The organism is Pseudomonas sp. P110(2024), from assembly GCF_057480795.1.
Genome location: NZ_JBLIYT010000006.1, coordinates 116,866 through 143,526, shown reverse-complemented (window position 1 = coordinate 143,526; position 26,661 = coordinate 116,866). Strand labels below are relative to the sequence as shown.

Sequence of the window (26,661 nt, the reverse complement as noted above, 5' to 3'; positions counted from 1 at the left end):
CTCCACCCCCAATGCAGCCGCTTTTTTTTAGTTGGCGATCAGCAGCTCATGGGTCTTCAGGTCGGCCTCATGGGCGGCAAGGATCTCCGGCAGCGAATTGCGCAGGTACTCGACCCAGGTCTTGATCTTGGCATCCAGGTACTGGCGCGACGGGTAGATCGCGTACAGGTTCAGTTCCTGCAGGCGGTATTCCGGCATGATCCGCACCAGGCTGCCATCGCGCAGGCCGTCGATGGCCGAGTAGATCGGCAGCACGCCCACGCCCATGCCGCTGCGGATCGCGGTCTTCATCGCGTCCGCCGAGTTGACCTGGAACGGCGAGGTGGTGATGTTGACCATCTCCTGGCCTTCCGGCCCGTCGAACAGCCACTTCTCCAGCGGGATCACCGGGCTGACCATGCGCAGGCAGGCATGCTTGAGCAGGTCGGCCGGCTTGTGCGCGCTGCCGTGGCGGGCCACGTACTCGGGCGAGGCGCAGACGATGCTGTAGGTGATGCCCAGGCGCTGCGAGACGAAGCCCGAGTCCGGCAGCTCGCTGGCCAGCACGATGGACACGTCGTAGCCCTCGTCCAGCAGGTCGGGCACGCGGTTGGCCATGGTCAGGTCGAAGGTGACGTCCGGGTGCGACTCGCGGTAGCGGGCGATGGCATCGACCACGAAGTGCTGGCCGACGCCGGTCATCGAATGCACCTTCAGTTGCCCGGCAGGGCGAGCGTGGGCGTCGCTGGCCTCGGCCTCGGCTTCTTCCACGTAGGTAAGAATCTGTTCGCAGCGCATCAGGTAGCGCTTGCCAGCCTCGGTCAGCGCGATGCGCCGGGTGGTGCGGTTGAGCAGGCGGGTTTGCAGATGGGCTTCCAGGTTGGAGACCGCCCGCGACACGTTCGCGGTGGTCGTATCCAGTTGCGCCGCGGCAGCGGTGAAGCTACCGAGCTGGGCCACGCAACTGAAAGCACGCATGTTTTGCAGGGTGTCCATGGGTCACTCTCGGTTTAGAGGACAAAATTGTGACATGAAGTTGCGGAATTCCGCTTCCGACTAAAGCCGGATTATCGCTGTTTTGGTAACAAAGATTCGCAGGAATCTGCGCTTATCGCCAATGAAACCCGCCCCTAGAATTGCCCGGCCCCTTCACCTCTTCCTCGGGAAATCGCAGCTGTGCCGCGTCGCCACATCAGAGCGCTCCATGCGTTCAGTGCCTGTGCCCTTTGTCTCACCTTGAGCGGCTGTATCGGAACCTGGGGCATCGCCCCGCAAAGCAATACCCTCCAAGCCAACCAACTGACCACCGACGCCGCGATCCGCGAGGCCGCGCGCGACGCCCACTGGCCGGCCCAGCAATGGTGGCGCGACTATGGCGACCCACAGCTCGACGCCTGGATCGCCCAGGCGCTGGCCGGCAGCCCGAGCATGGCCATGGCCGCCGCGCGGGTGCGGGAAGCCAAGGCGATGGCCGGCGTGGTCGAGTCGGCGGAAAAACTGCAGGCCAATGGCAACGCCACGCTCAAGCGCCACAACTGGCCCGAGGATCAGTTCTACGGCCCGGGCGCGCTGTCCGGCGCCAACACCTGGGACAACAACGCCGCCATCGGCTTCAGCTACGCCCTGGACCTGTGGGGCCGCGAGCGCAATGCCAGCGAGCAGGCCGTGGACCAGGCACACATGAGCGTCGCCGAGGCACGCCAGGCTCAACTGGAGCTTGAGAACAACGTGGTGCGCGCCTATATCCAGCTCAGCCTGCATTACGCCCGGCGCGATATCGTCCAGGCCGAACTTGCGCAGCAGGAGCAGATCGTCGCCCTGGCCAAGCGTCGCCTCGACGGCGGCATCGGCACCCATTTCGAGGTCAGCCAGGCCGAGGCGCCGTTGCCGGAAACCCACCGCCAGATCGACAGCCTCAACGAGGATATCGCCCTGACCCGCAACCAGCTGGCCGCCCTGGCCGGCAAGGGGCCGGGGGAGGGTGCCAAGCTGCAACGCCCGACTCTGACCCTCGGCGCGCCGCTGAAACTGCCGTCGAACCTGCCCGCCGAACTGGTCGGCCAGCGTCCCGACGTGGTCGCCAGCCGCTGGCAGGTGGCGGCCCAGGCCCGTGGCATTGACGTGGCCCACGCCGGCTTCTTCCCCAACGTCGACCTGGTCGGCGGCCTTGGCTTCATGGCCACTGGCGGCGGCCCGCTGGAGTTCCTCACCGGGCGCAAGTTCAACTACAACGTGGGGCCGGCCATCAGCCTGCCGATCTTCGACGGCGGCCGCCTGCGCTCGCAATTGGGCGTGGCCTCGGCGGGTTATGACGTGGCCGTGGCGCGCTACAACCAGACGGTGATCGGCGCGTTGAAGAACATCTCCGACCAGCTGATCCGCCGCGAGTCGATGAAGGAGCAGGCGCACTTCGCCGCCGAGTCGGTAGCCGCGGCGCAGAAGACCTACGACATCGCCACCGTCGCCTTCCAGCGTGGCCTGACCGATTACCTCAACGTGCTCAACGCCCAGACCCTGCTGTTCCGTCAGCAACAGGTGCAGCAGCAGGTGCAGGCCGCGCGCCTGGCCGCCCACGCCGAGCTGGTCACCGCCCTGGGCGGCGGCCTGGAGGCGGGCAAGGACGTGCCGGATGAGCAGCGTCAGGCCGCACCGAAAACCCCGGCCACCCCGGCCACCCTGGCCATCTTCGATCAGCCGGACCACGCCGAATGAGCGCATCGAGCTTGCCCCTGCGCTGGCTGCGGAGCCTGGAATGGCGCCGGGGTTTCTTCGCCTGGGCGCGCACCGACGGGGTCACCTGGGTCTACATCTTCAAGGTGCTGGCCGCCGCGTTCATCACCCTGTGGCTGGCCATGCGCCTGGAGCTGCCGCAGCCGCGCACGGCGATGATCACTGTGTTCATCGTCATGCAGCCGCAGAGCGGCCATGTGTTCGCCAAGAGCTTCTACCGGGTACTCGGCACCCTGGCCGGCTCGGCGATGATGGTCGCGCTGATGGCGATCTTCCCGCAGAACACCGAGCTGTTCCTGCCCAGCCTGGCGTTGTGGGTCGGCCTGTGCTCGGCGGGGGCCATGCGCTACCGCACCTTCCGCGCCTATGGCTTCGTGCTGGCCGGTTACACGGCGGCGATGATCGGCCTGCCGGTGTTGCAGCACCCTGACCAGGCGTTCATGGCGGCGGTGTGGCGGGTGTTGGAGATCGCCCTGGGGATTCTCGTCTCGACCTTCGTCAGCGCCGCGATCCTGCCGCAGTCGGCCAGTGCCGCCATGCGCAACGCCCTGTACCAGCGCTTCGGCGTGTTCGCCGGGGTGGTGGTCGAGGCGCTGCGCGGCGACAGCCAGCGCGACCGCTTCGAGACCAGCAACGTGCGCTTTGTCGCCGAGGCGGTGGGCCTGGAGAGCCTGCGCAACGTCACCGCCTTTGAAGATCCGCACATGCGCCGACGCTCCGGCCGCCTGGTGCGGATGAACAGCGAGTTCATGGCCATCACCACGCGCTTCAACGCCCTGCACCGGTTGCTCGAGCGCCTGCGCGCCCGTGGCCCCCTGCAAATCGTCAGCGCCATCGAGCCTGGCCTGGGTACCCTGGCCGAGTTGCTGCAGCCCTATGTAGGCCGGGCGTTGACCGATGCCGACGCGCTGCGCCTGGCCTTGGAACTGGGCACCTACAAGGAAGGCCTGCAGGCCCAGGTGCGCGGCCTGCGCGCCGAGTACCTGCAGACCAACCCGAGCGAGTCCGATCTGCTCGATTTCCACACCGCCTTCGAGCTGCTCTATCGCTTCGTCGACGAGATGTACAGCTATGCCGAGACCCATGCCTCGCTGGCCGTGCACAAGCACGAACGCGAGCAGTGGGACGAGCCCTACGTGGCCCAGACCAGTTGGCTGGTATCGCTGGCCGCTGGCGTGCGCGCCTCGGCGGTGCTGCTGTTGCTGGGCAGCTACTGGCTGCTCAGCGACTGGCCCAGCGGCGCCATGATGACCCTGATCGCCACGGTCACCGTGGGCCTGTCGGCGGCCTCGCCGAACCCCAAGCGCATGTCGTTCCAGATGGCCTGTGGCACGGCGATCGGCGCCTTCGTCGGGTTCTTCGAGACGTTCTTCGTGTTTCCCTGGATCGACGGTTTTGCGCTGCTGTGCATGGTGCTGGCGCCGGTGTTCGTGCTTGGGGCGTTCCTCGCTTCGCGCCCGGCCTATGCCGGTTACGGCCTGGGCCTGCTGGTGTTCTTCGCCATCGGTTCGGTGCCGAACAACCTGACGATCTACGACCCCTACACTTTCATCAATGACTACATCGGCATGGTCATCGGCATGTTCGTCTGCGCCGCGGCCGGGGCGATCATCCTGCCACCCAACAGCCGCTGGCTGTGGAGCCGCCTGGAACAGGAACTGCGCGAGCAGGTGCTGTTCGCCATCGGCGGGCGCCTGCGCGGGTTGGGCTCGGCGTTCGAGAGCCGCACCCGCGACCTGCTGCACCAGGCCTATGGCCTGGCCGCCGGCAAGCCGCAGGTGCAGAGCGAGTTGATGGGTTGGATGTTCACCGTGCTGGAGATCGGCCACGCCATCATCGAACTGCGCAAGGAGCAGGATCGCGCGCCGATCCATCCGGCCTACGCCGAGTCGCAGCCCTGGCGCCAGGCCATCCGCGTGATGGGCCGGGCCCTGGCGCGGCTGTTCCTGCAGCCCAGCGCCAGCAACCACGAGCGCGCCCTGGTGGCGGTGGACCACGCCATCAGCCGCGTGCAGGCCACCGACGAACCCTTCGCCCGGCACTTCGACACCTCGGTGCTGCGCCGGGCGCAGAGCTACCTGCACTTCATCCGTTCCTCCCTGCTTGACCCACAGTCGCCGCTGGCACCGGCGAAAGGAATGCACCATGCCCCGTGAGATCGCCTTCCATGGCGTGTACATGCCCACCATGACCTTGATGTTCCTGTTCGCCCTGGGCCTGGCCTGGGGCCTGGACCGGTTCATCGCAAGCGTTGATGGCTATCGCTTCTTCTGGCACCCGGCGCTGTTGCGCCTGTCGCTGTTCGTCTGCCTGTTCGGCGCCCTGGCGCTGTCGCTCTACTGGTGAGAATCCTGCAATGAAAAAGTTCTTCAGCCTGATCGCCACCCTGCTGGTGCTGGCCGCCGCCGTGGCGATCGGCCGCCAGTTGTGGCTGCACTACATGACTACGCCATGGACCCGCGATGGCCGGGTGCGCGCCGATATCATCAACGTCGCCGCCGATGTGCCGGGCTATGTGGTGGACGTACCGGTCAAGGACAACCAGCGGGTGAAGAAGGGCGACGTGCTGATCCGCATCGACCCCGAGCACTACCAGCTGGCGGTGGACCAGGCCAAGGCGCTGGTGGCCTCGCGCAAGGCCACCTGGGAGATGCGCAAGGTGAATGCCAAGCGCCGCGCCGATCTGGACAACCTGGTGATCTCGAAAGAGAACCGCGACGACGCCAGCAATATCGCCAGCTCGGCACTGGCCGACTACCAGCACGCTCAGGCCCAGCTCGCCGCTGCCGAGCTGAACCTCAAGCGCACGCAGATTGTCGCCACCGTCGATGGCTACGTGACCAACCTGAACATCCACAAAGGCGACTATGCTCGCACCGGCGAGGCGGTGATGGCGGTGGTGGATGAGCAGTCGTTCTGGGTGTATGGCTTCTTCGAGGAGACCAAGCTGCCCCACGTGAAGGTGGGCGATGTGGCCGAGTTGCAGATGATGAGCGGCGAGCGGATCAAGGGGCATGTGGAGAGCATTGCCCGTGGCATCTACGACCGCGACAACCCGCAGAGCCGTGAGCTGATCGCCGACGTGAACCCGACCTTCAACTGGGTGCGGCTGGCGCAGCGGGTGCCGGTGCGGATCCATATCGATGAAGTGCCGGATGGGTTCCTGCTGGCGGCGGGGACCACGTGCACGGTGGTGGTCAAGGCGAGCGCGGAGTGATCCAAGCAGACCATCGCGGGGCAAGCCCGCTCCCACGAGTATGAGGATGCTCTGGGAGCGGGCTTGCCACGCGATGGTGGCGGTGAGCTTATCGCGAGACTTCAGCCAACGTCAGTCGGCACGCCTACCAGAACGGGTACATGTGCCCGATCAATCACCTTGGCACTGATCGACGGATCCAGCAGCCTTCCGACCCGCGACAAGTGGCGGTGGCCGATGATGATCAGCTCGCATTCAAGCTCCCGGGCCTTGGTGATGATCGCCTCCACCGGCTGGCCGGCGACCATGCAGCCCAGGCTTTCGAAGCCGGCTTCGCACAGGATGCCCACGGCGCTGTTCACGGCGTGCTCGGCCAATTGCTGTTCGTCGCAGGCGGCGGGGTACTCCTCCAGCTCCTCCTCAGTGTAGGCCGTGCGGTGATCGTGCACGGCGAAGGTCGAGTCGATGGCCAGCAGCACGTGCAGGGTGTGTTCGCCCGGGCGGCAGTAGCGGCGGGCTAGGTCGAGCAGGGCGTGGCTGGCGGGGGAGGCGTCGATGGCGATCAGGACCGGGTTGGGCATGGGCAATCCTTTGGAGAATGGATGGCAGTGTTGGCCTCATCGCCGGCAAGCCGGCTTGCCGGCGATGAGGCCACACCATTCTCGGTTCATTCGCCCACATGGATAAATGGCCGCCCACGCACGGTGCCATTGCGCCTGACGCAATCCACCAACCTGATACCATCGCGTTTCCCACAGCTGTCACGGAAAACGGCCATGCAACTCCCGGACATGAACCTGCTCGTCGCCCTCGATGCCCTGCTCGACGAAGGCAGCGTGGTCGGCGCCGCCCAGCGCATGAACCTGAGCCCGGCGGCCATGAGCCGCACGCTGGGGCGCATCCGCGAGGCCATGGGCGACCCGATCCTGGTACGCGCTGGCCGTGGTCTGGTGCCGACACCACGGGCACTGGCCCTGCGCGACCAGGTCCGGGCGCTGGTGGAGCAGGCCGGTCTGGTGTTTCGCAGTGGCGACGAGGTCGACCTGCCGAACCTTGACCGGGCCTTCAACATCCGCACCAACGACCTGTTCATCGCCCTGTATGGCGCGCGCCTGCTGCACATGATGCTCGAGCAGGCGCCGAACACCGTGCTGCGCTTCGTCCCCGAGCACCAGGGCGACGATGACCTGGTGCTGCGCCACGGGCAGATCGACCTGGTGGTCAGTTCGAGTATCGACATGGGGCCGGAGATCAAGGTGCAGAGCCTGTTCGACACCTGGTTCGTCGGGCTGGCGCGGGCCGACCACCCGATCTTCGACGCCGAGATCACCCCGGAGCGCTTTGCCCGCTATCCGCAGATCAGCGTGTCACGACGCGGACGGGCCAACGGCCCCATCGATGTGGAGCTGGGCACCCATGGCGTGCAGCGCAGGGTGGCGCTGATCACGCCGAGTTTCCATTCGGCGATGTTCTCGTTGCCAGAGTCGGACCTGATCCTGCCGATGCCGGCGAACATCCTCGGCAGCGTGACCAAGTTCGGCCTGCCGCTGCGCTCGTTCGAGATCCCGGTGCCGCTGGAGCGGGTGCGGGTGATGCAGGCCTGGCATCCGCGTTTCGACAACGATCCGGCGCATCGCTGGTTGCGCCAGACCATGCGCGCCTGCTGCGCGGGCGAGCCCACGCCGGCCTCAAACCCTGCGCGTTCCCTGTAGGAGCGGCCTTGTGTCGCGAAAGGGCCGCAAAGCGGCCCCGACGATCTTTGCATGAACGCTGAAATCCTGGGGCTGCTGCGCAGCCTTTTCGCGACACAAGGCCGCTCCCACAGAGTCCCAGCAAGGCTCGAGTGCAACGGTGAACCGGTGGGAGGGGGCCCACGAAGCGGGCGCCGCCGATCTCCATGGATTGCGTCTGACGCAACATAAACCTGCCAACAAGTCAGTTTTCGTCAGTATTCGACCTACTTAGACTTGCTCCAGCCCTGAATTTGTTGCTGGAGATGTCTATCCATGAGTTCCCTGACCGCGCCCTGCGCCGCGCTGGCCGCCGCTCCCGCACCGGCCGCCCCCGCGCAGACGGCGTTCGGCCTGCGGGTAGTGGTCGGGCTGTTCGGCGTGTTGCTGGCGGTGCTGTGCGCCGGGCTAAACGAGGCGGTGACCAAGATTTCCCTGAGCGACATTCGTGGCGCCATGGGCATCGGCGCCGACGAAGGTGCCTGGCTGTTGGCGGTGTATGCCGCCGCCTCGGTCTCGGCCATGGCCTTCGCGCCCTGGCTGGCCACCACCTTCTCGTTGCGCCGCTTCACCATGAGCGCCGTCGGCGTGTTCGCCGTGCTTGGCCTGATCCAGCCCTTCGCCCCCAACCTGCATAGCCTGATGCTGCTGCGTGTGCTGCAGGGCTTCGCCTCGGGCGCCTTGCCGCCGATGCTGATGAGCGTGGCGCTGCGTTTCCTGCCGCCGGGGATCAAGGTCTACGGCCTGGCCTGCTACGCCCTGACCGCCACCTTCGGGCCGAACCTCGGTACGCCGTTGGCGGGCCTGTGGACCGAGTACGTCGGCTGGCAGTGGGCGTTCTGGCAGATCATCCTGCCCTCGCTGCTGGCGATCGCCTGCGTCGGCTGGGGCCTGCCCCAGGATCCGCTGCGCCTCGAGCGCTTCAGGCAACTGGACTGGCGCGGCGTGTTGCTCGGTCTGCCAGCGATCAGTTGCATCGTCCTCGGGCTGTCGCTGGGCGACCGCTGGGGCTGGTTCGACTCGCCGCTGATTTGCTGGCTGCTCGGCGTTGGCGTGTTGCTGCTGGCGCTGTTCATGTTCAATGAATGGTCCGAGCCGCTGCCGTTCTTCCAGTTGCGCATGCTCACGCGACGCAACTTGAGCTTCGCCCTGGTAACCCTGGCCGGGGTGCTGGTCGTGCTCTCGGGCGTGGGCAGCATTCCGTCCGCCTACCTGGCGCAGATCCAGGGCTACCGCCCGGCGCAGACCAGCCCGCTGATGCTGCTGGTGGCCATGCCTCAACTGATCGCCCTGCCGTTGACCGCGGCGTTGTGCAACATCCGTGCGGTGGACTGCCGCTGGGTGTTGGCGATGGGCCTGGCCATGCTGGCGGCCTCGTGCGTGGGCAGCAGCCTGCTGACCTCGCAGTGGATCCGCGGCGACTTCTACCCGTTCTACCTGCTGCAGGTGTTCGGCCAGCCCATGGCGGTGCTGCCGCTGCTGATGCTGTCGACCAACGGCATGCCCCCGCAGGAAGGCCCGTTCGCCTCCGCCTGGTTCAACACGGTCAAGGGGCTGTCGGCGGTGATCGCCGGTGGTCTGCTCGATGCCCTGGGCACCCTGCGCCGGCATTTTCATTCCAACCACCTGGTCGACAGTCTGGGCAACGCGCCGCTGATCGACGACAACGCCGCTGGCCTGGCCAAGCGCATCCATGAACAGGCCCTGGTGCTGACCTCGGCCGACCTGTACCTGGTGATGGCGGGTATCGCCGTCGCCCTGATCTGCCTGATCCCCTTCGTGCCTACCCGGATTTTCCCGCCGCGTGCGGTGGCCTGATCCGTGGATGAATCCGAGACCTTGAAATGACCAACAAGCGCAAGACAATCCTTATCGGCTCGGTGCTCGCCGTGGCCGTGCTGGCCGCCATCGTCGGCCCCTGGATGTTCGGCAGCGACCATCGCCAGAGCACCAACGATGCCTATGTAACCGCCGACTACACCGTGGTCGCGCCGAAGGTGGCGGGCTTTATCAAGGAGGTGCTGGTGGAGGACAACCAGCAGGTGAAGGCCGGCCAGTTGCTGGCGACCATCGACCCGCGTGACTACCAGGCCGCCCTCGACGCGGCCCAGGCCCAGTTGCTGGTGGCCAGGGCGCAGAGCCTGGATGCCCGCGCCACCCTCGAGCGCCAGGCCTCGCTGATCGCCCAGGCCGAGGCCGCGGTGAAGGCGGCCCAGGCCGAAGCGGCCTTCGCCGATCATGAGGTGACCCGCTACAGCCGCCTGGCCGAGCAGGGCGCCGGCACTGTGCAGAATGCCCAGCAGGCGCGAAGTGGCGTTGACCAGGCCCGCGCCCGGCTGGCCAACACCCAGGCGGCGCTGGTGGCGACGCGCAAGCAGGTGGATATCCTCGGCGCCCAGGTGGCCAGTGCCGATGGCCAGCTGAAACGGGCCGAGGCCGGCCTGGAGAAAGCCCGACTGGATCTGTCCTACACCCGCATCACCGCGCCGGTGGACGGCATGGTCGGCGAGCGCGCCCTGCGTGTAGGCGCCTACGTAAACCCGGGCGCACGGCTGTTGTCGGTGGTGCCGCTGGCGCGCGCCTACATCGTCGGCAACTTCCAGGAGACCCAGTTGACCCATGTGCAGCCGGGCCAGCCGGTGAGCATCAGCGTCGATACCTTCTCCGGCGAGAAACTCCACGGCCGCGTCGAGAGCATCGCCCCCGCAACGGGCGTGACCTTCGCCGCTGTGAAGCCGGACAACGCCACCGGCAACTTCACCAAGGTGGTGCAGCGCATTCCGGTGAAGATTGTCTTCGACGACGGCCAGCCGTTGCTGGAGCGCTTGCGGGTGGGCATGTCGGTGGAGGCGGTCATCGACACCCAGGGTGACACGCTGGCCGGTAAAGAGGTGACTGCGCGATGAAAGCGGCATCACGCTTGAGTCCTTTGCTGCTGGCCATGTTGCTTGCCGGCTGCACACTAGGACCGGACTTCCAGAGCCCGGCCAGCGAAGCGCCTCAGGATTGGGCCTCGTTGCAAGGAGAGGCCGCGGCCAGCCAGCCGGTCGCCGAGCCAATGGAACTGCGCTGGTGGGACAGTTTCCACGACGCCCAGTTGAGCGCGCTGATCCAGAAAGTCACCGAGCGCAACCTCGACCTGCAGATGGCCAGTGCCCGCCTGCTGCAGAGCCGCGCCTTGCGCAGCACCGTGGCGGCTGACGAGATGCCCACGGTGGATGCAAACGCAGGTTACAGCCGGGCGCGCAACAGCGCCGAAGGGTTGAACGACCCCTCCGGCAAGGCCGGCAAGTCGGCGTACAACTTGTGGCAGGGTGACCTGGTCGCCGGTTGGGAACTGGACCTGTGGGGGCGCGTGCGCCGCCAGGTCGAGGCCGCCGACGCGAGCGTGGCGGTGGCCGAAAACGACCGCCGAGGCGTGCTGTTGGCGCTGTTGTCGGAGACTGCCGGCAACTACATCCAGCTGCGGGCCGTGCAGCACACCCTGGATATCACCCAGGACAACCTCAAGGTCGCCCGGCACAGTCTGAAACTGTCCGAAGGCCGCCAGGCCGAAGGTGTCGCCACCCGGCTCGATGTCGCCCAGGCCAGCGCCCAGGTGGCATCGATCGAGGCGCGCCTGCCGACTCTGGAGGCGCGTCGCGACGACCTGATCAATGCCCTGAGCCTGCTCGCCGCCGAACCGCCGCGCAGTTTGCAGGCCCAGCTGCTGCAAGGCGGTGAGCTGCCCGCGCCGCAGCAGCGTTTCGCCATCGGCGTGCCGTCGGAGCTGGCCGAGCGCCGCCCGGATATCCGCCAGGCCGAGGCCCGGCTGCATGCGGCCACCGCCAGCATCGGCGTGGCCAAGGCCGATTTCTATCCAAGCATCCGCCTGTCCGGGAGTGTCGGTTTCCAGGCCATGCAACTGTCCGATTTCGGGGCCTGGGACTCGCGCCGGTTCGCTTTCGGGCCGCAACTGTCGTTGCCGATCTTCGAGGGCGGTCGGCTCAAGGGCCAGCTGGAGCTGCGCGAGGCCCAGCAGCAGGAGGCGGCGCTGAATTACCGCAAGGTGGTGCTGGGCGCCTGGCATGAGATCGACGATGTGCTGCGTCTGTACAACGCCAGCCAGTTGCGCCGTGATCACCTGGCCGAGGCGGTGCGGCAGAACCGCATCGCCCTGGAGACCGCGCAGCGCCAGTACGTGGAAGGGGCGGTGGACTTTCTCAACGTGCTGACGGTGCAGTCGGCGTTGCTGGCCAGCGAGGAGCAGTGGATCGACAGTTCGGCGGCGGTATCGCAGGCGCTGGTGGGGCTGTACAAGGCGCTGGGTGGCGGCTGGCAGGCGTTCGATCAGGTCTGAGCAGTATCGCGGGGGCTCCCTGGTATGCGTAGGAGCGGCGGCGCGCCGATGCGACTTGCCCCGCGATGACGTCAGAGCGGTCGCAACAATCCGAAGCGCTTGCGCAACACCCAATCCAGCAGGCGCTGCGGCAACAGCCGGGCCATCAACGGCAAGGCCGTGCTGCCATTGCCGATACGCACCAGCGCAGGCACCGGCGACTTGCGGGTCGCCGCCAACAATCCCTGGGCAAACATCGCCGCCGGTGTCGGCCGATCCTGCGAGGCCCTCGCCCGGGCCTGAACTTGCTCGCGCAGCGGCCACCACGGCGAACCGCTGGCCAGCACCTGCTCGGCCTGCTGTTGCGCATTGCTGGCGAACTGCGAGGCGATCGCGCCCGGCTGCACCTCCATGACCCTGACCCCGAAAGGCGCCAGCTCCAGGCGCAGGGCATCGCTCAGCCCGTGCACGGCGGCCTTGGAGGCACAATAGGCACCGGCGAAGGGCGTCACCAGCACACCGGACACGCTGCCGATGTTCACCACCAGCCCCCGGGAACGGCGCAGCAGCGGGAACAGTGCCTGGGTCACGCCGACCAGGGCGAAGACATTGGTCTCGAATTGCTGGCGCATGGCCTCGACGCCGCCGTCGAGCAGCGGGCCCATGGCGCCGTAGCCGGCGTTGTTGATCAGGATGTCGAGGCTTTGCAGCTCCTCGGCCAGACGGGCGAGGGCTTCTGCGTCGTTCACGTCCAGTTGACGGGCATTGAAACCGGCGGCGGCCAGTTGTTCGACATCCTGTGCCTTGCGGGCGGTGGCCCAGACTTCATGGCCGGCATCGCGGAAGGCGTCGGCCAGGGCGCGGCCGATGCCGCTGGAACAACCGGTGATCAGGACGGTGGGCATGGGGCGGGCCTGTGTTCGGAAGAGAGGATTCAGTTGGCGAATGTACCTTGCAGGTGCTCGGCACGGAACTCCAGTGTTTGTGGCCGATAGCCCGAGCGCAGCGGTGGCAATGGCAGGCAATCGGTCCATTCGGCGCCCGGCTGCAGTTCCCCGGGGCCACGATAGCGCGGTGCGGCGTAGGTGTTCTCGGCCAGATTCACGGTATCGCCCGGCGCATAGGCGCCGACGCGCCAGCGCAGTTCACTGAGCGGGACTTGGTTGCCGTTCTTCATGCGCACCTGCAGGGCGCGGTCGGCGGGGCACTGGTCGGGGGCGTAGACCAGGCGGATATCGAGGCGGGCCAGTTGCGAGGCTTCGCGGGTGTCCTGCCAGACCACGTACAGCGCCACCAGCCCCAGGCCACAGACGCCAGCCATGGAAATCGGCAGGGCCTTGGCCGGGTAGCGCAGCAGCAGGACCAGCCAGGTGAGAACGAGCAGGGCGCCGATGATCATGGTGGGGCAGGCCTTGGTGGCGGGGGTTCGATTATCTTGGAGCGCCGAGCTGCAAGCTGCAAGCCACAAGAAAAAGCGAAACGGCGGCGAATCGAACATTTCGATTCACCGCCGTTTCGCTTTTTCTTGCCGCTTGCAGCTTATGACTTGCGGCTGTTACTGCGCGATGGTCTTCACCGAAACCCCACGCTCCACTGGCGTCGAAGTCCGCCCATACACATCCTCGAACCGTTCGATATCATCCTCGCCCAGGTAGCTCCCGGACTGCACCTCGATGATCTCCAGCGGGATCTTGCCCGGGTTGCGCAGGCGGTGCACCGAGGCGATGGGAATGTACGTGGACTGATTCTCGGTGAGCAGGAACACGTTCTCGTCGCAGGTTACTTCGGCGGTGCCGGACACCACGATCCAGTGCTCGGCACGGTGGTGGTGCATCTGCAGCGACAGGCTGGCGCCGGGTTTGACGGTGATGTGCTTGACCTGGAAGCGCCCGCCCATGTCCACCGAGTCGTACGAGCCCCACGGGCGGTACACCTCCAGGTGGTTCTGGGTTTCCGTGCGGCCCTGGGCGTCAAGGGTGTTGACCAGCTGCTTGACCCCCTGAACCTTGTCCTTGTGGGCGATCATCATGGCGTCCTTGGTCTCGACCACCACGATGTTCTCAAGGCCAATCACCGACACCAGCTTGCCGTTGCCGTGAATCATGCAGTTGCGGCTGTCCTGCACCACCACGTCGCCCTTGGTGACGTTGCCGTCGGCATCCTTCTCGTGCACGTCCCACAGCGACGACCAGCAACCGACGTCGCTCCAGCCGGCCGACAGCGGCACCACGCAGGCGCGCTGGGTCTTCTCCATTACCGCGTAGTCGATGGAGTTGTCCGGGCAGCAGGCGAAGGTGGCTTCGTCGATGCTCAGCGCATCGGTGTCCTCCTGGCTGCGCTCCAGGGCCAGCAGGCAGGTGTCGTAGATGTCCGGGTCGTGCTTTTTCAGCTCTTCGAGGAAGCGGCTGGCGCGGAACAGGAACATGCCGCTGTTCCAGAAGTAGCCGCCGGCGCGGACGAACTCGTTGGCGCGCTTCTCGTCGGGTTTCTCGACGAACTGCGCGACCCGCGCCACGCCCTCGGGCAGCAGCGCGTCCTGGCTCGAGCGGATGTAGCCGTAGCCGGTCTCGGGCTTGGTCGCCGGTACGCCGAACAGCACCATCTCGCCGCGCTCGGCGGCCACGGTGGCCAGGGCCAGGGCGCGTTGCAGGGCCTTCTGGTCCTCGATCACGTGGTCGGCCGGCAGCACCAGCATCAGCTCGTCACGGCCTTCGTTGACCAGTTTCATCGCGGTCATGGCCACCGCCGGCGCGGTGTTGCGGCCGAACGGCTCCATGAGGATGGCCTGGGTTTGCAGTTGCAGTGCGTTCAACTGCTCCTGGACGATGAACTTGTGGTCCTTGTTGCAGACCACGATAGGCGTGTCCATGCCATCGAACACCAGGCGTTCGATGGTCTGCTGGAACAGGGTGTGTTCGCCGGTCAGGGCCAGGAACTGCTTGGGGAACTGCTTGCGCGACAGAGGCCACAGACGCGAACCGCTACCACCAGAAAGAATTACCGGGATCATCATGTTTCTCCAATAGTCATTTAGAGGCAGGGGAATCAGTTGCTAGCCACGGGGCGAGTGACCCATACCGGCGACAGGCTATTGCCGGAGCCGGTGACATACAGCACGGCGGCTTCGCCGCGCGCCAGGGCGACGGGTTTGACGTCGCCGACTTTCTTGTCGCCTTGATACAGGGCCAGGTTGACCTTGACCGGGTTGATCTCGCGCTCGCCACGGCCCTTGGCGGCCACCGGGCTGACCACTTCGGTCTTGCCGTCGGCGGTCTTCAGGGTCAGCGACTGGTCGCTGAGGTTCTGCACCCGCACCAGGGCCTTCTGCTTGTTCTTGAACGGCGGCTCTTCGATAAGCTGCGGGTTGCCGCTGCTGCTGTTGACCAGGGTGTAGTACTTGTCGGCGGCGAGCTTCACCGGGACGCTCTTGCCGCCGACCTGGGCGGTGTAGTCACCGCCGGGCAGGAAGCTGAAGTCGCTGCTGGCCTGGGCGCCGACCTGCTTGATCTGGGTGTTGCCGACCGACGCGGCGGCGGGGCTGCCGGCGGCGTTGTACAGGCGCACGAAGGTCGAGCCTTTCGGCGCGCTCGGGCCATAGAGGGCGGCATCGGCGCCGGCGAAGGCCTGCAGCGAGGCCAGGGACAGGCCGGCGGCGAGGGTGAGGGCTTTGGCAATGGAAGTCTTGGTGGTCATGTGCGTATTCCTCTCTATCTTCAGTGGTCCGTCCGATTGGACGACAGGGCCAGGTTTTCTTCGGATTGACGGGAGTTCTTCAGCTGCGCGATCCACTGCGGATCGAAGGCGCTGAGGTCGTTCTTCATTGGCAGATACCGTTCGGGGAATTCCCACACCACGACCTGTGGCGGGGCGTTCTTGAAAGCGTCGCTCTGCAGGTACTTGAGCATCGGCAGCAGTGGGCCGTGGCCGTCCTCGGCGTAATTGGCGACGTCGCTGTGCAACGCCTGCTGCAGGGCGCCGAGGAAGTTCCAGTGCGGGTTGGCGCTGTAGCTGGTGCCCACCAGCGCCACCGGGATCCGGCTGTCGGTGAACAGCGCATCGTCGCCTTCGGCCTGCACCGGGTGGGTCTTGCGTTGTTGCAGGGTGTCGGGGGTGGGCAGCAGGTTGCTGAACAGTGGATCCAGCGGCAGGAAGTTGGTCAGGTCGCCCTTGTACGGCGCGCTGGCGCCGGCCTCGGTGATGTACGCCTGGGGCTCGCCGGTGAGCAGCTGCTGGCGATCGACGGCTTCGGCCAGCGATTGCGCGACCACTTCGGCGCCCATCGGCGTCCAGTGGGTGTCGGTACGCAGGAACACCTGGCCGCGGGCCTTGGCCTGCTCCAGCGGCGCCAGCAGGTCGGGGGCGAACACATTGGCCTGGCGCGCCTGGGCGTGGAACTGGTTGAACAGCTCGTCGTGCAGGCTGGCCGGCGCCTCCTTGCCGATGTATTCGGAATAGAGGCGGGCCTTGGCCGGTACGATCGCCAGCACCAGTTGCACGCCCTGGCGTTGCAGTGCGTCACGCACTCCACGCACCAGTGCCAGGTTGTCCTGTATCTGTTGCTGCGCGCCGGCGGTGGGCTTGAACTCCTCGTCGGTGAACAGCCACTGGTCGCGGCCCAGCACCACGCCGGGGCGGCCTTCGTTGAACAGTTTGAAGTCCAGCGCGGCCCACAGGTTGGTGCCAACGCGCTTGATCGGGAACTGCTCGTCGTAGTGGGTCTCGGCGGCCTTGGCCAGCTTGCCGTCGAGCAGGGTCATCTGCCCTGTGCGGTTGAAACTTTCCAGCCCGCCGACCGACCATGCGCCCAGCCCGACCAGCAGGCCCATGAACGTCAGCGAATAGGTGATGCGAAGTGTCCGGTTCATGATTCAGGCCTCAGAACTGGAAGTACAGGAACGGTGAGTAGCTCTGCGCCGAGAGCTTGAGCACCGAGGCGGCGAACAGCAGCAGGACCAGGGCGCGGGTCATGATCCGCGTCCAGTCCAGGCCCACCGAGCCGTCGGCGTTGATCTGCACCGGGGTGGCCTTGGGCGCGGGCGTTGCATTGCGGTAGAAGTCGCGCAGGCCGAAAAACGCCAGGCTCAGGTAGGCGACGATCAGCGTGGCCACCTGCAGGCCGGTGAGGTTGGCGCGGTTGAGTTCCGACAGTTGCCAGTCGCCGAAGCTGAACATGGCGCCGTACATGCGCGCCGCCACGTGCAGGTTCTCGGCGCGGAAGATCACCCAGCCGACCACCACCAGGAGGAAGGTGACGGCCCATTTCACCGGGTTGAAGCGCTGCGGGTTGGTGTCCAGCCCCAGTGCGCGCTCGATGGCCAGCCACAGGCCGTGCCAGGCGCCCCAGATGATGTAGGTGAAGTTGGCGCCGTGCCACAGCCCGCCCAGCAGCATGGTCAGGAACAGGTTGCGGTAGGTGTTGAAGGTGCCTTTGCGGTTGCCGCCCAGGGTGATGTACAGGTAGTCGCGCAGCCAGGTCGACAGGCTGATGTGCCAGCGCCGCCAGAACTCGGTGATCGACTGGCTGATGTAGGGCTGCTTGAAGTTCTCCATGAAGCGAAAGCCCATCATCAGGCCCAGGCCGATGGCCATGTCGCTGTAGCCGGAGAAGTCGAAGTACAGCTGCGCGGTGTAGGCCAGCGCGCCGAGCCAGGCGTCACCGGTGGTTGGGTTCTCGAGGGCGAAGCAGTGGTCGGCGACCACCGCCAGGGTGTCGGCGATGAACACTTTCTTGATGAAGCCCTGCATGAAGCGGGTGCAGCCTTCGGAGAACTTGTCCAGGGTATGGGTGCGGTTGTTGAACTGGTCGACCAGGTCCTTGAAGCGCAGCACGGGGCCGGCGATCAGGTGCGGGAAGATCGCCACGAAGGCGGCGAAGTCGATCAGGTTGCGGGTGGCCGGGGTGTCGCCGCGGTACACGTCGATGATGTAGCTGATCGATTCGAAGATGTAGAACGAGATGCCGATCGGCAGCAGCACGTGGGTGAGGATGAACGGCTCCAGCCCCATCGAGGTCATGATCGCGTTGAGGCTGTCGACGCCGAAGTTGGCGTACTTGAAGTAGCCGAGGATGCACAGGTCGACGCCCACGCCCAGCAGCAGCCAGCGCTGCGCGGGCTTGGTGCGCACGCCGGCGGCGCCGACCTTCAGGCCGATCCAGTAGTTCCACAGGGTGACCCCGGCGAACAGGGCGAGGAAGTCCACCCGCCACCAGGCGTAGAAAATGTAGCTGGCAACCAGCAGCAGCAGGTTGCGATAGCGGTTCCCGCTCACGTAGTACAAGCCGAGGAAAACCGGCAGGAACAGGAACAGGAACACGTTGGACGAGAAGACCATCCCGGTTCTCCTAGTTATGCACAGCACCTGGGGCACAGCGCCCCCCAAACCCCCCGCGAAAATGCAGGGGAAACCTTTGTTGCCTAAACCATTGATGGGCCGCAAAGCGGCCCCTGGCCTTACTTCTTTTCTGCGCCCGGGTCATAGACCCGCGTCACATCGCCCCCCAGCCTGAAACTGTTGAACGGCTGCATGTCATGCTTGCGCTCGAGGGTGTCGCCGACGCACTGGTACAGCGCGCACCACGGCTCGAGCCAGGCGTACTTGCTGTCGATCTTCAGGTCCTTCAGGTCCTGCTTCACGCCGGCGCGGGTGTTGAAATGAACAGGGTCGCGGGCACCGGCCAGCACGCCTTCGCCAAGCCGTTGCAGGGCGAAATTGTTTTCCTTGCGCAGGTCCACGCCGTTGGCCTGGGCGAAGCTGGCGATCATCGCCAGCGGCGGCAGGGCGTAGTTGTGGTAGGCCAGGGCGCGTTGCTTGCGCTTGACCTCGTTGGGCAAGAAGCCTTGCTCGTCGATCTGGTTGACGCCGACCTTGTATTCCTTCACCGCCCAGTCGAACAGATCCTGCTGGTCGGTGGCGACGGCGGTGGCCATCACCGACCAGGCCGCCCAGTAACTGTGGTTGTTGATCTTGTCCAGCGGCAGGTCGCTCCAGTCGCGCACGGTCTGGCGCGCCAGGCGCACGAACCATTTCTCGATCTGCTCGGCTTCGGCGCGGTGCGCCGCCAGTGGCTGCGAGTTGGAGAACTTCAGGCGCAGCCACGAGCCGCTCATGCTGCCCAGGGCCCATTTGCGCATGGACTTGCCGGTATGGTTGTAATCGGTGGACATCAGCGCATCGGCGCGTGCCCAGGTGTCGAGCCAGGTCAAGGCGCAGTCCAGTTGTGCCGGGCGGCCGTCGCGCATGTACTGGCCTACCATCTTGCTGACGCCTTTCTCGAGGGTGGTGATGTCCTCGGTGGATTTGCGGAAGGCTTTTTCCGAGGCGACATTGAGCGTCGCCCGGGCCTTGTCCGAACCTTCGTACTTGCTGCGAAACTGCAGCGCGCCGGTATAGGGCTTGGGCGCGGCTTCGCAGCGGAAATTGCCGTCGCCTGTCTTGAGCTTTTCGATGCCCTCGTAGTAACCCTGGGGCGGTACCAGCGCGGCCTGCGCCGCGCCGCCGAACAGGGCGAGGGCGAGCAGGGCGGGAGCGGTCTTGCTGCTGATGGTGGTCATGGTCGCCTCACTGGCCAGCTTGCGCGGTGTGCTGCGCGGGGCTGGCGAAGTTGTTGCGTTTGCAGAGTTTGGCTTCGACTTTCTGCGTGCCGCTTTCCGGCCCCTGGACCTCCAGGGCTAGCAGGTTCTGGCCTGCCCAGTCTTCGTCCTCGCGCATCTGGAAGACGAAGCGCCCATCGGTGTCGGAGGTCTCGGGCTTCTCGATCTTGATGTCCTCGTGGCGGCCGTTGAGGTACCACAGGGTGGCCTGCAGCACTTTCACCGAGGTGTCTTCGAACTTGATGTCGAGCTGGTGGTTGCGGTTGACCAGGTCCTTGATCACGCCGTTCTTGCCGTTGACCATCAGCTCGTTCTTGCCGGGCTTGAGGGTGGCGCTGGCGCTCATCTGGGCCGGTCGGTCGTCGCAGCCGTCGTCGAGCAGGCCGAGGATCTGCCGCCAGATGGTTTCCTGGTCGAGACGGTAGAGCGGGGAGAACTCCCAGATCAGGATCTTCGGCGGGTTGTTCTGGAACTCCTCGCTGCCCAGGTACTGGATCATCGAACCTTCCAGGCCGCCGCCGGGGAAGGCGACGTTGAGCACATCGGCACCGATGTACTGCTCGAGGAAGCCCGAGAAGTTGTAGTTCTTGCCGCTGTGGCTGGTGCCGACCAGGGTGATCTGCGCGTTGCCCGAATCGCCGAACAGGTCGTCGCCGCCGCTGGCGCCGCCCTTGGGCTCGGTGGCGAACTGGTCCATGTACTGCACCGCATAGCTGGTGCCGCACAGCTGGCCGGCGACGTTGTGCAGGGTGCCGGTCTTGCCCATGCGGCCGGACTTCTTGGTCTCGAATTCCTTGCGCGGGATGCCTTCGAAGGCCGGCATCTGGTGCACGGTGTCGGCGACGATCTTCGCCGCGCGCTCGGCGCCATAGGGCGTCCAGTGCTGGTCGCCACGGAAGTAGAAGTCCTTGCCCTGGTCGGCCGCGGCCAGCTGCTCGTTGGTCAGCGGCGACAGGTCGGGCACGTTGTAGCCCATCTTGGCGAAGCGCTGGAGCATGGCCTGGTAGTTGCGCAGTGCCTTCTGGTAATCGAAGGCGGCCTTCTCCTCGGGGTTGAGCATGTTGCGGTTCACCAGGCCCCGGGTCGGCTGGTACACCACCACCAGCTCGACGCCGCGCTTCTTGAAGGCGTCGTGCACCTGCTGCAGGCGCTTGTAGCCGCCCGGGGTGGTGTCGAACTCGGTGCGCAGGTCTTCGCGGGTACGGAACAGCCAGTCGCCCTGGGCCTGCACCAGGGTGGTGAAGTTCTGCTGGTAGCGCGTGGTGTAGCGGCTGGCGTCGTGGGCCTCGGGGCACAGCTGGCAGCAGGGCTCGGCGCTGAAGGTCGGCGCCTTGACCTCATCGGCGCGCACGCCCTGGCTGATGGCCAGGAGGGCGGCGGACAGGCCCAGCAGTTTCATCAGGTGTGGAGTCATGGTCTGGGCTTCCTTAGTCGATCATTTCGGTCTGGCGTTCGACCGGGTCGATCAGCACGGCCTTCTGCTGGCGCACCAGCAGGTCGAGGATTTCGTCCTGGCGCTCGCCGAGCACGCCGTTGAAGCTGATGCCGTTGGCCTTGCGCGGCATCAGCATCGACACCTTGTACAGCTCCACCGACAGGGGCGAGTCGATCGACAGCGGGCCGGAGCCGTTGGCCGCCAGCTCGCCGCCGACCACGATCAGCGACACCTTGGTGTCGAACGGGTCGAGGGCGATGTCGCGGTCGGTGTCGGAGAGGTCCTTGATGTGCCCGTACACGCCCACCAGGCCGTTGGCCATGGCGACGTTTTCGTACAGGCGGATGTTCACGCTGTTGCGCACGCGGATGCCGTGGCGACGGTTGTTGATCAGCTTGTTGCCCCAGATCAGGTTGTCGCCGCTCTCGTACAGGGTGATGCCGTCGGTGTGGTTGCGGTAGATCTCGTTGTAGGCGATCAGGTTGTTGACGCTGTTGCGGTCGATCACCACCCCCGAGAGCTTGTTGTCGTAGCTCTTGTTGTTGATGATCCAGCTGTCGTTGACCTCGCGCGAAACGATGATCCCGTGCTTCTTCTTGGTGCCGTACACGGTGTTGCCGGCGATGATCAGGCGGTGCGAACGGTCGTGGGGGTCGATGCCGTAGACGATGTTGTCGCGGTAGGTCGAGTCCTTGATCACGAAGTCCTGGGTCTCGTAGCAGTAGAAGCCGTACCACATGTCGCTGAACTCGGAGCCGATGATCCAGCCGGTGGGTTCCGGGCGGCCCATCTGCTTGGCCATGTTCGGTGTGTACTGCGAGATGCTCACCCCGTACGACTTGGACTTGGCGTAGCCGAAGCTGGCCATCTTGCTGTTGACGATATAGGTCTCGGTGCCGCCCCAGCTGAGCAGGAACGGGCGGAATTCATCGGGCTTGCGGAAGGTCGCCGGGCCATTGGCCTGCTCGCGCCAGCCGGTCACCTGGGTGTCGCTGACAAACAGCTTGCCGTCGTTGACGATGAACGACCCACCTTCTTCGGACAGGCGCAGCTCCTTGACCTTGCCGTCGATCTCCAGCACGCCCTTGCGCCCGACCACGATCGGCAGGCGGGCGAGGTAGACACCTGGCGCGGTCTCGCGCAGGTACTGGTCGGGTACCTTTTTGCTCAGCTCCACCAAGTCGACATGCCCGTCGTCGACGAAGATCGCCTGGGGAATGCCGTGCTGGCGACGCACCCACTCGGCGCCCTTGTTGTCGCCGCCGATGAACTCCTTGAGGGTGTCCTCCTGGAGCATGCGGCGCACGCTGACCTTGCCCTTGTGGCGGCGGTCGATCTTCTTCTGCACGGCCTCGGCGGTGTAGCCGGACAGGTCAGGCAGTTTGGGCGGGGCCATCTTCAGCGGCTCGATTGGCGCGCTGGACACGGTGTAGGTCTTGGCCTGTTGCAGCCCCTTGGCCATCTCGGGCTCGGCGGCCTGGGCAAGGCCGCCGGCCAGCAGCAGGGCGCTGGCGAGCAGGCTGTGGCGAAGGTTCGGGTGCAGGTTCATGGCTATCCTCTCCCGGCCTCAGTAGCGCCAGATTACGTCGACGAAGGCGCGGTGCATGTACGAGTCGGCCTCTTTGCCATAGGCGTCGCCCGGCTTGAACACACCGGCGCGCAGGCGTACCAAGGCCGACGGTTCGTCGATCGACTGGCTGATCGAGGCCGGCAGCAGGCCTTGCTTGAAGTACTTGGTGACGACCACGTCCATCTCCTGGCCCAGGTCTTTCTCGCCCTGCACCAGCGGGCGGCTGATGCCGCCGTCGTCGACCACCGCGTTGATGCCGCTGGAGCCGATGTTCTGCTTGCCGTCGACGCGCCAGAACTTGTGGTAGATGAAGCTGGCGTCGTAGTCGTCGCGCAGCTGCCAGGAGGCGAACAGGGTGGCCGCCTGCAGATTGCCCAGCTCGCCGCGGAACGCTTCGCCGAAGCGGTGCACGCGCGAGCGGGTGCCGGTGAAGTTGGAGCGGTTGCTCTCCAGGCCGGTCTGCTCGAAGTTGTTCGAACCGTCGCTGCCGCCACCACCGCTGCCCCGGGCATAGGCCGCGCCGACCTGCCATTGCGGGTCCAGGCGCAAGCGGATGCCGAGGTCGGTGGCCCAGGCGTTGACGTCGCCGCTCTGTTTACCGGTGGCGACCTGTTCGTTGCCCGCCGCCTGGCTGCTGAGGGTGTCGCGGTCGCCGGTCAGCCAGGTGACGCTGCCCCAGTAGTTGACGGTGTGGTCGTTGCGCCAGTTGTAGGCGTCGCTGTTGGCTTCCAGGCCCAGCCAGGTCAGATCGCCCGTGCGGGTCTTGTCGAGGGCGTCGACGGTCTCGCCGGGGCTCTTCAGGCTGCCGCCATCATGAGTGTGGTGGGCGCGCAGGCCGACCCAGTGGCCGGGTGTCCACTGCGTGGCGACGTTGCCGTAGACGTGGGTGCGGTCCTTGTCCTCTGGAGCTAGCTCGGTGAGGTCGGTGCGGTATTCGCTGAAGCGCTGGGCCACGCCCAGGTCGGCTTTGAGCAGGGTGGTGTCGAAGGTCCAGTTCAGCGCCTCGATGTTGGTGTCGCGCCACATGCCGTCGTCGCTGCGCAGGCGCTGGCGACCGAAACGCAGCTGCTCGCCGGGGTAGGGGGTCAGGCCGCTGTAGCCGATCCAGAACTCGCGCATGGCCAGGTAGCTCTTGTCCGGCTTGCGGCTGTCGTCGCCGTTGTCGATGGTGGTGCCGTCGTCGTTCTGGCGCAGGGTGTCGGTCTCGATGATGTCGGTGGCGGCCACCGCCTGGCCCATGGCGAAGGCGCTCCAGTGGCCGCGCTCGCCGTACACCCAGGGCCGCAGGTCCAGGCCCAGGCCGTTGACGTCGCCGCCGGAGCGGGTGCCCAGGTCGCGGTCGTCCTCGGACTGGCCGGTGATCTTCACGTCGAGGCCGAAGTTCTTCTGCGCGGTTTCGGCCGCCAGGGTCGGCATCGACCACAGCAGGGCGAAGCCCAGGCCGATGCCGGCTTTCACGAAGGGGTTGAGCGTCATAGCGAATCCTCGGCGTCTACGTCGTCTTTCTCGTCCTGCAGCGCTTCGATGGCCAGGGTGCTGTTGGCGCCCCGGGCCATGCTGCCGCGCGCCTGCTTCTCCTGCGCCAGCAGGTTCTGCGCCTGGTTGCGCTGGTCGGGCGTGAGCTGCTGGTCGAGCTGTTGCAGCAGTTCGGTCGACTGCGGGGTCGGGTTGACCTGTGAGAGCTGGGCGAATACCCAGGCATTGGTCGGCGCCGGGCGGATGCCGTGGCCTTCGCTGAATAGCTGGGCCAGGGCGTAGTCGGCGCTGTTCTGGCCACCGCGGGCGGCGGCCAGCAGATGGTCCACGGCTTTCTGCGGCTCGACCTGGCCCAGGTAGCCACGGCGGTAGAGCTGGCCAAGGTAGTAGTCGGCGCTCACCTCGCCGGCATCGGCGGCGGCCTGCAGGTGTTCCTGGGCCTTCTGCGCGTCGGCGGGCACGCTCTTGCCTTCGTAGTAGAGCCGGCCCAGCAGCAGTTCGGCGCGGGGCTGCTCGGCCTCGCGGCCCTTGTCGATGTAGGCCATCAGCTGGTCGGTGTCGCCCAGCTCGGGGAAGTCGTAGAGCAGTTGCGCCAGGCTCACCCAGGATGCCGGGTTGGCCGGTGCGACCTGCTCGAGCAGGTCCTTGGCAGTCTTCTCGTCGGTCTGGCCGAGGCTGCGGTCGGCCAGTACCCGGGCGACGCTGTCGACCCGGGTGGCCGGCACGGCGCCACGGGCATGAGCGGCTTTGAGTTGTTCGAGCAGGGCAGCCTGCTGGTCGGGCTGGGCGCGTTTCTGGTAGACGGTGGCCAGTTCGACATAGCAGATGTCGGTGCTGGCCAGTGCCGCCTTGCAGATCTTCTCCACATCGCCCAGGTGCTGGTCGTAGGTGTCCTGGGTGCGGTACAGCAGGACCTGGGCCAGGCCCGCCTCGGGGTTGCCGGCGGCGCGCCACTGGTCGATCTGCTGCTGGGCGTTGACCTTGGGGAAGCTCTGCGGGTACTGCAGGTAGAGCATCGCCAAGGGGATCAGGGTGTTGCCTTCGCCCTGTTGCGCGGCGAGTTTGAGCAGCGACTCGGCTTCTTCACGCTCGGCCTGGGTGCTGTCGGGCTTGGCCACCAGCAGGCGGCCGAGACGCGCCTGGGCACGGGGCGAGGTGGCGGCTGCGGCGCGGTAGGTGGCTTCGGCTTGCTTGAGCTTGGCCGGGTCGCGGGTACCGACCTGGATGTCCGCCAGGCCGATCTGGGCGTCGCTATAGCCGAGGTCGGCCAGAGCCTTGTAGTTGCGCTCGGCGGTGGCGGTGTCGCCACGCTTGAGCGCTTCATTGGCCAGGCGCTGGTCGGGCAGGCCGGCGCAGCCAGCCAGGGTGATGGCCAGGGCCAGGGTGCATAACCCGAGGCTGAAGGCCTCACTGTGGGAGCCGGGGTGTCTGCTGGTCATCGGCATGATCCTCTTACAGCCCACGGGCCACGGCCTTGTCGATCAGCCAGTTCAGCGACGGGCCACGGTCGCTGTTGACCGCGGCCGGGCGCCCGGCGAGCTCGGCCGGCAGGCTGCCGTCGGGCTTGATCTGCACGCGGATGTCGGAGGCCAGGTTGTCGGTGTCCAGGCTGGAGCTACCGGTGATCCGCCCGGTGCGCACTTCGTCCTCGCCGGCGATCTGGAAGTTGACCTGGGTACCCGGCTTCACTTCGTCGAACTGGCGATAGCTGAAGCGCGCCTCGATGGTCGGGACGCTGGTGCGCGGGATCAGCGCGAACACCGGCTGGCCCTTGCTGGCGTACTGGCCGTCATCCACCAGCTGGCGCGAGACCACGCAGTCGCACGGGCTGGTGAGGGTGCCGGAGAGCTGCTTGCCGAACAGTTCCTCGACCTTGGCCGGCTCCAGCTGAGCGTCGTCCAGATGGCCCTTGAGCAGGTCGAGCATGCTGGTGTTGAAGGTCGCCAGCGGCGCGCCCTTGGCCACGGTCGCGCCGTTCTCCACCAGGCTTTGCAGACTGCCGTCGCGGGGCATGGTGACGTTGGTGGTGGGCACCGCGACCACGCCGGCCTCGGCATGGCTGACGAAATACAGGCCGTACAGCGACTTGGCGACGAAGCCGAAGGCCACCAGGCCGACCACGAACACCCCGGCGGTCACGGTGACCGCACGCAGGCGGCCGAAGGCGGAAAGACCGGAGCCACCGTCCTTCTGCTTGCGCGCCTTGGTGAAGTTGTCGCGCTGCAGGGTACTGAGCACATCGCCGACGCTGATCAGCTCGCCGGACAGGTGGCTGGTGATGATGTGGCGCAGGGTGGCGATGTCGCGCGGCTCGAGGTTCTGGAACTCGGTACCGGTGCGGCCGGTCTCGCGGCTGCTGGTACGCACCAGCAGTTCGACGTCCATCGACAGGCCGAGGTTGTCGACCACGAACTGCAGGCGACCGCGCAGCACTTCGCCTTCCGGCAGTGGTTTCTTCGCGTGGAAGGACAGGCCTCCGGCGGACAGGTCGTCAACCTTCACCTCCTGCGCTTCGCGGTTGCCATCCAGGTAGCGCAGCTTGGCGGGGATGCGCACCCGGGCGTGCTGGCGCTGCGCTTCGGATTCATGCACGACATTGACGTTCACGGCGGTATTCATGGCGATATTCGTTCCT

General features: G+C 66.2%; 22 protein-coding genes. 8 read left to right on the top strand and 14 right to left on the bottom strand.

Features of this window, described 5'->3' with window-relative positions; genetic code table 11:
- Positions 1–27: 27 nt before the first annotated feature.
- Positions 28–975, bottom strand: a complete 948-nt coding sequence (locus AC25ND_RS11260) for a LysR family transcriptional regulator (protein WP_028689548.1) — start codon at positions 973–975, stop codon at positions 28–30.
- Between the two features lie 180 nt (positions 976–1,155).
- Between AC25ND_RS11260 and AC25ND_RS11255 the strand changes: the two genes are divergently transcribed.
- From AC25ND_RS11255 to AC25ND_RS11240, 4 genes are read left to right on the top strand one after another with little or no spacing between them, the layout of a single operon-like run.
- Positions 1,156–2,691, top strand: coding sequence for an efflux transporter outer membrane subunit (locus AC25ND_RS11255; RefSeq protein WP_486976308.1), 1,536 nt, complete (start codon positions 1,156–1,158; stop codon positions 2,689–2,691).
- Positions 2,688–4,865: an FUSC family protein gene (locus AC25ND_RS11250; protein ID WP_028689550.1), complete on the top strand. Its 2,178-nt coding sequence runs from the start codon at positions 2,688–2,690 to the stop codon at positions 4,863–4,865. The genes AC25ND_RS11255 and AC25ND_RS11250 overlap by 4 nt, the downstream gene beginning before the upstream one ends.
- Positions 4,855–5,055 (top strand): DUF1656 domain-containing protein, encoded by a 201-nt coding sequence (locus AC25ND_RS11245; protein WP_028689551.1) that lies wholly within the window; start codon positions 4,855–4,857, stop codon positions 5,053–5,055. The genes AC25ND_RS11250 and AC25ND_RS11245 overlap by 11 nt, the downstream gene beginning before the upstream one ends.
- 10 nt (positions 5,056–5,065) lie before the next feature.
- Positions 5,066–5,926 (top strand): efflux RND transporter periplasmic adaptor subunit, encoded by an 861-nt coding sequence (locus AC25ND_RS11240; protein WP_028689552.1) that lies wholly within the window; start codon positions 5,066–5,068, stop codon positions 5,924–5,926.
- Between the two features lie 101 nt (positions 5,927–6,027).
- Here the strand turns inward: AC25ND_RS11240 and AC25ND_RS11235 are convergent, their stop codons facing one another.
- Positions 6,028–6,486, bottom strand: a complete 459-nt coding sequence (locus tag AC25ND_RS11235) for a universal stress protein (protein WP_486976307.1) — start codon at positions 6,484–6,486, stop codon at positions 6,028–6,030.
- Positions 6,487–6,681: 195 nt separating this feature from the next.
- On the opposite strand from AC25ND_RS11235, the gene AC25ND_RS11230 reads away from it, so the two are divergent.
- The 4 genes from AC25ND_RS11230 to AC25ND_RS11215 all read left to right on the top strand — a co-directional run bounded on the left by AC25ND_RS11230 (position 6,682) and on the right by AC25ND_RS11215 (position 11,974).
- Entirely contained in the window at positions 6,682–7,617 is a 936-nt protein-coding gene (locus tag AC25ND_RS11230) for a LysR family transcriptional regulator (RefSeq protein WP_028689554.1), read from the top strand.
- Between the two features lie 294 nt (positions 7,618–7,911).
- The gene (locus AC25ND_RS11225) at positions 7,912–9,453 is read left to right on the top strand and encodes an MFS transporter (RefSeq protein WP_288521644.1); all 1,542 of its coding nucleotides are present in this window, start codon (positions 7,912–7,914) and stop codon (positions 9,451–9,453) included.
- Between the two features lie 26 nt (positions 9,454–9,479).
- The gene (locus AC25ND_RS11220) at positions 9,480–10,541 is read left to right on the top strand and encodes an HlyD family secretion protein (protein WP_028689556.1); all 1,062 of its coding nucleotides are present in this window, start codon (positions 9,480–9,482) and stop codon (positions 10,539–10,541) included.
- Entirely contained in the window at positions 10,538–11,974 is a 1,437-nt protein-coding gene (locus tag AC25ND_RS11215; RefSeq protein WP_062364588.1) for an efflux transporter outer membrane subunit, read from the top strand. Before AC25ND_RS11220 ends, AC25ND_RS11215 begins: the two co-directional genes overlap by 4 nt.
- A gap of 71 nt (positions 11,975–12,045) precedes the next feature.
- Here AC25ND_RS11215 and AC25ND_RS11210 read toward each other — a convergent pair whose 3' ends face one another.
- The 12 genes from AC25ND_RS11210 to AC25ND_RS11155 form a co-directional block, all read right to left on the bottom strand.
- On the bottom strand, positions 12,046–12,858 hold the full coding sequence (locus tag AC25ND_RS11210) for an SDR family oxidoreductase (protein WP_279153420.1): 813 nt from the start codon (positions 12,856–12,858) through the stop codon (positions 12,046–12,048).
- Positions 12,859–12,887: 29 nt separating this feature from the next.
- On the bottom strand, positions 12,888–13,352 hold the full coding sequence (locus tag AC25ND_RS11205; RefSeq protein WP_028689559.1) for a hypothetical protein: 465 nt from the start codon (positions 13,350–13,352) through the stop codon (positions 12,888–12,890).
- A gap of 156 nt (positions 13,353–13,508) precedes the next feature.
- Positions 13,509–14,963 carry a mannose-1-phosphate guanylyltransferase/mannose-6-phosphate isomerase gene (locus AC25ND_RS11200; protein WP_028689560.1) on the bottom strand — a complete coding sequence of 485 codons (1,455 nt, stop codon included), beginning with the start codon at positions 14,961–14,963 and terminating at the stop codon, positions 13,509–13,511.
- 35 nt (positions 14,964–14,998) lie between these two features.
- Positions 14,999–15,646: an alginate O-acetyltransferase AlgF gene (locus AC25ND_RS11195; RefSeq protein ID WP_028689561.1), complete on the bottom strand. Its 648-nt coding sequence runs from the start codon at positions 15,644–15,646 to the stop codon at positions 14,999–15,001.
- Positions 15,647–15,666: 20 nt separating this feature from the next.
- On the bottom strand, positions 15,667–16,818 hold the full coding sequence (locus AC25ND_RS11190) for an alginate O-acetyltransferase (protein ID WP_028689562.1): 1,152 nt from the start codon (positions 16,816–16,818) through the stop codon (positions 15,667–15,669).
- A gap of 10 nt (positions 16,819–16,828) precedes the next feature.
- On the bottom strand, positions 16,829–18,286 hold the full coding sequence (locus AC25ND_RS11185) for an MBOAT family O-acyltransferase (protein WP_028689563.1): 1,458 nt from the start codon (positions 18,284–18,286) through the stop codon (positions 16,829–16,831).
- Between the two features lie 119 nt (positions 18,287–18,405).
- Positions 18,406–19,506 (bottom strand): mannuronate-specific alginate lyase, encoded by a 1,101-nt coding sequence (locus AC25ND_RS11180; RefSeq protein WP_062364580.1) that lies wholly within the window; start codon positions 19,504–19,506, stop codon positions 18,406–18,408.
- A 7-nt stretch (positions 19,507–19,513) separates the two neighbouring features.
- Entirely contained in the window at positions 19,514–20,959 is a 1,446-nt protein-coding gene (locus tag AC25ND_RS11175) for an alginate O-acetyltransferase (RefSeq protein WP_028689565.1), read from the bottom strand.
- 13 nt (positions 20,960–20,972) lie between these two features.
- A complete protein-coding gene (gene algG / locus AC25ND_RS11170) occupies positions 20,973–22,529 on the bottom strand; it encodes a mannuronan 5-epimerase AlgG (RefSeq protein ID WP_062364575.1) in 1,557 nt (518 codons plus the stop codon).
- Positions 22,530–22,547: 18 nt separating this feature from the next.
- Positions 22,548–24,026: an alginate export family protein gene (locus tag AC25ND_RS11165; RefSeq protein ID WP_486976306.1), complete on the bottom strand. Its 1,479-nt coding sequence runs from the start codon at positions 24,024–24,026 to the stop codon at positions 22,548–22,550.
- The gene (gene algK / locus AC25ND_RS11160) at positions 24,023–25,471 is read right to left on the bottom strand and encodes an alginate biosynthesis TPR repeat lipoprotein AlgK (protein WP_486972150.1); all 1,449 of its coding nucleotides are present in this window, start codon (positions 25,469–25,471) and stop codon (positions 24,023–24,025) included. Before algK ends, AC25ND_RS11165 begins: the two co-directional genes overlap by 4 nt.
- 7 nt (positions 25,472–25,478) lie before the next feature.
- Positions 25,479–26,645 (bottom strand): alginate biosynthesis protein Alg44, encoded by a 1,167-nt coding sequence (locus AC25ND_RS11155; protein WP_028689569.1) that lies wholly within the window; start codon positions 26,643–26,645, stop codon positions 25,479–25,481.
- Positions 26,646–26,661: the final 16 nt, after the last annotated feature.

What these genes read in the sequence shown, in the direction of transcription:
- AC25ND_RS11260 (WP_028689548.1), bottom strand. Translation starts at nt 975, where the DNA reads ATGGACACCCTGCAAAACATGCGTGCTTTCAGTTGCGTGGCCCAGCTC.
- AC25ND_RS11250 (WP_028689550.1), top strand. Translation starts at nt 2,688, where the DNA reads ATGAGCGCATCGAGCTTGCCCCTGCGCTGGCTGCGGAGCCTGGAATGG.
- AC25ND_RS11245 (WP_028689551.1), top strand. Translation starts at nt 4,855, where the DNA reads ATGCCCCGTGAGATCGCCTTCCATGGCGTGTACATGCCCACCATGACC.
- AC25ND_RS11240 (WP_028689552.1), top strand. Translation starts at nt 5,066, where the DNA reads ATGAAAAAGTTCTTCAGCCTGATCGCCACCCTGCTGGTGCTGGCCGCC.
- AC25ND_RS11235 (WP_486976307.1), bottom strand. Translation starts at nt 6,486, where the DNA reads ATGCCCAACCCGGTCCTGATCGCCATCGACGCCTCCCCCGCCAGCCAC.
- AC25ND_RS11230 (WP_028689554.1), top strand. Translation starts at nt 6,682, where the DNA reads ATGCAACTCCCGGACATGAACCTGCTCGTCGCCCTCGATGCCCTGCTC.
- AC25ND_RS11225 (WP_288521644.1), top strand. Translation starts at nt 7,912, where the DNA reads ATGAGTTCCCTGACCGCGCCCTGCGCCGCGCTGGCCGCCGCTCCCGCA.
- AC25ND_RS11220 (WP_028689556.1), top strand. Translation starts at nt 9,480, where the DNA reads ATGACCAACAAGCGCAAGACAATCCTTATCGGCTCGGTGCTCGCCGTG.
- AC25ND_RS11215 (WP_062364588.1), top strand. Translation starts at nt 10,538, where the DNA reads ATGAAAGCGGCATCACGCTTGAGTCCTTTGCTGCTGGCCATGTTGCTT.
- AC25ND_RS11210 (WP_279153420.1), bottom strand. Translation starts at nt 12,858, where the DNA reads ATGCCCACCGTCCTGATCACCGGTTGTTCCAGCGGCATCGGCCGCGCC.
- AC25ND_RS11205 (WP_028689559.1), bottom strand. Translation starts at nt 13,352, where the DNA reads ATGATCATCGGCGCCCTGCTCGTTCTCACCTGGCTGGTCCTGCTGCTG.
- AC25ND_RS11200 (WP_028689560.1), bottom strand. Translation starts at nt 14,963, where the DNA reads ATGATCCCGGTAATTCTTTCTGGTGGTAGCGGTTCGCGTCTGTGGCCT.
- AC25ND_RS11195 (WP_028689561.1), bottom strand. Translation starts at nt 15,646, where the DNA reads ATGACCACCAAGACTTCCATTGCCAAAGCCCTCACCCTCGCCGCCGGC.
- AC25ND_RS11190 (WP_028689562.1), bottom strand. Translation starts at nt 16,818, where the DNA reads ATGAACCGGACACTTCGCATCACCTATTCGCTGACGTTCATGGGCCTG.
- AC25ND_RS11185 (WP_028689563.1), bottom strand. Translation starts at nt 18,286, where the DNA reads ATGGTCTTCTCGTCCAACGTGTTCCTGTTCCTGTTCCTGCCGGTTTTC.
- AC25ND_RS11180 (WP_062364580.1), bottom strand. Translation starts at nt 19,506, where the DNA reads ATGACCACCATCAGCAGCAAGACCGCTCCCGCCCTGCTCGCCCTCGCC.
- AC25ND_RS11175 (WP_028689565.1), bottom strand. Translation starts at nt 20,959, where the DNA reads ATGACTCCACACCTGATGAAACTGCTGGGCCTGTCCGCCGCCCTCCTG.
- algG (WP_062364575.1), bottom strand. Translation starts at nt 22,529, where the DNA reads ATGAACCTGCACCCGAACCTTCGCCACAGCCTGCTCGCCAGCGCCCTG.
- AC25ND_RS11165 (WP_486976306.1), bottom strand. Translation starts at nt 24,026, where the DNA reads ATGACGCTCAACCCCTTCGTGAAAGCCGGCATCGGCCTGGGCTTCGCC.
- algK (WP_486972150.1), bottom strand. Translation starts at nt 25,471, where the DNA reads ATGCCGATGACCAGCAGACACCCCGGCTCCCACAGTGAGGCCTTCAGC.
- AC25ND_RS11155 (WP_028689569.1), bottom strand. Translation starts at nt 26,645, where the DNA reads ATGAATACCGCCGTGAACGTCAATGTCGTGCATGAATCCGAAGCGCAG.